Source organism: Nocardiopsis lucentensis DSM 44048 (assembly GCF_000341125.1).
GTDB lineage: Bacteria > Actinomycetota > Actinomycetes > Streptosporangiales > Streptosporangiaceae > Nocardiopsis > Nocardiopsis lucentensis.
In genome coordinates this window covers 1-4538 of record NZ_ANBC01000117.1, presented here as the reverse complement: position 1 = coordinate 4538, position 4538 = coordinate 1, and the positions used below count along the sequence as shown (strand labels likewise).

Sequence of the window (4538 nt, the reverse complement as noted above, 5' to 3'; positions counted from 1 at the left end):
CCCCCCCCGCCGTACCAGCGGCGGGGGCTGGTCTCGTGCCGCTCGATGAACCGCATCGCCCACGTCTTGGGCGCCCCGGTGACGGTGACCGCCCACATGTGGGTGAGGAAGGCGTCGAGGGCGTCGAAGTCGCGCCGCAGGGTGCCCTCGATGTGGTCGACGGTGTGGATGAGCCGCGAGTACATCTCGATCTGGCGACGGCCGATCACCCGCACGCTGCCCGGTTCGCACACCCGTGACTTGTCGTTGCGGTCCACGTCCGTGCACATGGTCAGCTCGGACTTCTCCTTGACCGAGGAGAGCAGCTCCTGGATGTTCTCCGCGTCGCCGAGCGCGTCCTCGCCACGGCTGATGGTGCCGGAGATCGGGCAGGTCTCCACCCGCTGGCCGGTACCGGGCTCGCCGGTGACGCGGACGAACATCTCCGGGGAGGCGCCGACCAGGTACTCGCCCTCGCCGAGGTTGAAGAAGAACTCGTAGGGCGCGGGGTTGCGCTCGCGCAGCAGTTCGTAGAAGCGGGCCGGGGAGGAGCAGCGCGCGTAGGTGCGGTGGCCGGGAACGACCTCGAACAGGTCGCCGCGCCGGAACTTCTCCTTGGCCTCGGCGACGACGCGGGCGTAGGAGCCGGGCTCGGGCCCCTCGGGGACCTCGGCGGCGACCACCCGCGGGGTCGGCTCGGTGACGCGCTCCAGGCCGTCGGTGCTGGCCTCGGGGCGGTCGCCGTCGGCGGGAACGGTGAACTCGTAGGTGTAGCGCACGCAGGTCTCGCGCTTGCGGTCGCGGACGACGATGGCGTCGGGCAGGTGCAGGACCAGGTCGCGGTCGCCGGGGTCGCGGTCGATGTGCGCTTCGATGGGCTCGAACTGGAAGGCCAGGTCGTAGCCGAACGCGCCGTACAGGCCCAGGTTGGCGTCCTCGGGGCTGCTCATCGCGGCGATGACGGCCCGGACCGCGGTGAAGACGCTGGGGCGGCGGCTGCGCTCCTCCTCGGTGAAGAACTCCCCCGCGTCGGGTTCGGGGACGGTGACCGCCACGTGGTCGGCGTCCGCCTCGCGGTCCTGGCCGGCGCCGACGGAGACCAGCGCGTCGGCGACGACGGGGAGCAGGACGCGACCGCGCGCGTTGAGGGCGGTGGCGGTGACGCGGCGGCCGCGCGCGATGACCTCCAGGCACGGGTCCACGTACCCCAGGTGCCAGCGGTCGTAGCGGCCTGGGTACTCCATTCCGGAGGAGAGGACGCCGCCGCGCCGGTGTTCGACCGACCGGACGAGGTCGGTGAGCAGCTCGGGATCGCAGTCGGCGGCGGTGCGGCGGACGGTCACGCCGCCCTGGGTGCGGTACGTGGTGGTCGAGGCGTCGCTGGAGTTCACGGCCGGTCCTTCGGGCGCTGTGTTCGGTCGGGTGGGTCACACCGGCCGGGGCCGTGGGAAAAGCGAAACGACCGCCGGTCCGGGGCGGTCGCTGGTCTCGGGTATACGAACCGGGTGCACCGCCTAGAAGCGGCGCCACCACTGGGTGTGAAGAGTGGCCTTGGTTCGCATGGGACCGAGTGTAGCGGCTCACGCGGCCCCCGACCACCACCACGGTCGGGGAACCCGGCCCTCGTTCCCGTACCCGAGGACCCGAAGCAGGATGGGTACCGCGCCGCAGGCGTCCGTTGAGGGTGGTGGAGGGTGACGAAGAGGGAGGAACCGCGCCGCAGGCGTCCGTTGAGGGTGGTGGAGGGTGACGGGCGGGCCGAAGCGCAGCGGAGGACCGCAACAAACACCATTCGGGCGCCGGCAGGGTGCTGCACGACGAGGCAAGCCGCGTAGCGAGGAACGAGCGACAGGCGTGGCCGAGGAGGAAGCATCCCTGCCTTGAGGGCGCCCGAACACGGGCCAAAGCGAAGCGGAGGCCCCAAACAAACACGGCTCACCCGCCCAGCCACCGGTAGCGGCGCTCGGGCCGGCCGGCGGTGCCGTACCGCAGCCGCACCTCGGCGCGCCCCTGCTCGGCGAAGTACTCCAGGTAACGGCGGGCGCTGACCCGTGAGACCCCCGTCTCCGACGCGCACTCGGCGGCCGACAGGTCCGCCGCGGCGCCGCCCTCGGACACCGCCCGGGTGAGCGCGGCGCGGACGAGGTCGGCGGTCTCCGCGGTCAGCCCCTTGGGCATGTTCCGGGTGGCGGTGGCGCGTTCCGGCGGCCGGGTGGCCCCGAAGGCGCGGTCGACGGCGTCCTGGTCGGGCGCGGTGTCGGCGGTCAGGTCACGGCGGAGCCGGGAGTACCCGCGCAGGCGCTCGATCAGTTCGGCGGGTTCGAAGGGCTTGATGAGGTACTGCACCGCGCCGCCGCGCAGCGCCTGGCGGACGGTGGCGCTGTCCCGGGCGGCCGTGATGACCAGGACGTCGACCTCCGGCAGGTCGTCGCCCGCGTCGGGGCCGCGCAGGCGGCGCAGGACGTCGATGCCGTTCATGTCGGGGAGGTAGACGTCCAGGAGCACCAGGTCGGGGCGGGTCCTGGCGACCATCTCCAGGGCCTCGGCGCCGGTCCGCGCCTCTCCGACCACGGTGAAGCCGGGCAGGCGCTCGACCAGGGCCCGGTGGACGCGCGCCACCATGAAGTCGTCGTCGACGATGAGCGTGCGCACCTCCGGCTCCCCACCCCGGCCACCAGCGTCGCCGTCCCGGCCGTCAGCGGCTCGGCTCGTGCTCATAACCCGTTCTCCTCGTCGTCGTGGCGGTCGTACAGGACGGCGGTGAACTCGGATCCCGAGACGGTGGCCTCACCACCGCAGCGCGCGCACACCAGGCTCACGATGGCCAGGCCGAGGCCACGTTTGCGACCCGAGCCGTCCTTGGTGGTGTAACCGTGCTGGAACACCTCGTCGGCGAGTTCGCTCGGCACGCCCGGCCCCGAGTCGCGCACGGACACGTGTACCGGGTCGCCGCCCCCGCCGACCATGTCCACCTCCACCCAGGCGCGCCGGTCCGGTCCGGCGTTCTGGGTGGCCGCGTCCAGCGCATTGTCCACCAGGTTGGCCACGACCGTGACCAGGTCGGCGGCCAGTTCCTCGGAGAGTTGGCCGAGCCGGGCCTCGGTGGCCACCCTCAGCTGGGCGCCCTGTTCGGCGGCCAGGCTCGCCTTGGCGATGAGCAGGGCGGCCACCGACGGGTCCTGGATCCGCTCGGTGACCTGGGCGCTCAGCCGGGCGCGGGCGCCGCCGATCTGGCTGACGTAGCGCGCCGCCTCGTCATACTCGGACAGCTCCAGCAGGCCGGAGATGACGTGCAGCCGGTTGGCGAACTCGTGCGCCTGCGCGCGCAGGGTGTCGGTGGTGGTCTTGCTGGCGTCCAGTTCGTGCTGGAGCTCCACCAGGTCGGTGCGGTCGCGCATGGTGGTGACCGAACCGACCGCGCGACCCTCGGTCTCCAGCGGCATCCGGTTGAGCGCGACCAGGCGGTCTCCGATGGCCACGACGGTGTCGCGGCCGCGCACCCGCCCGACCAGGACGTCGCGCAGGCCCCCGGGCACGTCGAGGTCGGCGAGCGCGGTGCCGACGCTGTCGGGGGGCAGGTCGAGCAGGCGGACGGCGGCGTCGTTGACCAGGGTGACGCGGTCGTCGGCGTCCAGGCCGAGGACGCCCTCCTTGAGACCGTGCAGCATGGCCTCGCGGTGCTCCACCAGACGGGTGATCTGCTCGGGCTCAAGGCCCAGGGTCTGGCGTTTGACCCGGCGGGACAGCAGCAGAGATCCGACCACGCCGAGCACGCTGGCGATGCCGAGGTAGACGAGCAGGTTGGGGGTGGCCAGCACGAGCAGCTCGCCGGGGCCCGGGTAGTCGCTGCCCGCGACGACGACGCCGAGGATCGTCCCGCCCTCGCCGATGACGGGGACGGCGGCGGCGACCGTGCGCTGGCCGGCGACGTCGGTCACCCCGGTCCAGGCTCGGCCGTCCAACGCGGTGGCCACACCCGGCAGGTCGGCCTCGTCGGTCCCGTCGACGGGTCCGGGGTCGAGGGTGATCGGGCGCCCCCGGTCGTCGTGGACCACGACCAGGTCGGCTCCGGACAGGGCGCGGACGCTCTCGGCGAGGGGCGCCAGGACCTCCTCGCGCCCGGGATCGCCCAGCCCGACCCGAATGGTGTCGCGGGCGGCGGTGCTCTCGGCGACGGCGAGCATGCGCCTGCTCTCGGTCTGGCGCAGGCGGGCGTCGGACTGGGCGAGGGACACCGCACCCACCATGACCAGCACGGTGACGATGATCCCGAGCTGAAGGGCGAGGAACTGTCCGGCGAGGGTGAGCCGCCGCCCCGGCGCCGCGTCGCCGCCCCCGTTCACGGCCGCCCCGCCGTGGCCGGCGCGGGCGCGGCAAGCACCGTGAACACTACGAACACAACGTCCGTTACCTCCGTTGTCCGCACAACCATCACAACACTTCTCACTGGTGTTTCCGTCTGTTTGCCTGTGTGTTGCCTCACAAGAGATCCGGAACACACCCGGTGGCATCCCCTACGGAGACACTATGCGGCGCATCACATCCCACCTCCCCTCCAC

At 72.5% G+C, this 4538-nt stretch carries 3 protein-coding genes; all 3 read right to left on the bottom strand.

Going from position 1 to position 4538, the window contains the following annotated elements; genetic code table 11:
- Nucleotides 1–1370 (bottom strand): anthranilate synthase component I (locus tag D471_RS0103705; RefSeq protein WP_017597380.1); only part of this gene is annotated, 1370 nt, incomplete at its 3' end.
- A 544-nt stretch (nucleotides 1371–1914) separates the two neighbouring features.
- On the bottom strand, nucleotides 1915–2697 hold the full coding sequence (locus tag D471_RS0103700) for a response regulator (protein WP_083924058.1): 783 nt from the start codon (nucleotides 2695–2697) through the stop codon (nucleotides 1915–1917).
- Complete coding sequence (locus tag D471_RS0103695; RefSeq protein WP_017597378.1) at nucleotides 2694–4322, bottom strand: sensor histidine kinase; 1629 nt, start codon at nucleotides 4320–4322, stop codon at nucleotides 2694–2696. Before D471_RS0103695 ends, D471_RS0103700 begins: the two co-directional genes overlap by 4 nt.
- Nucleotides 4323–4538 lie beyond the last annotated feature (216 nt).

Coding starts and splice junctions, on each gene's coding strand:
- D471_RS0103700 (WP_083924058.1), bottom strand. CDS start 2,697: ATGAGCACGAGCCGAGCCGCTGACGGCCGGGACGGCGACGCTGGTGGC.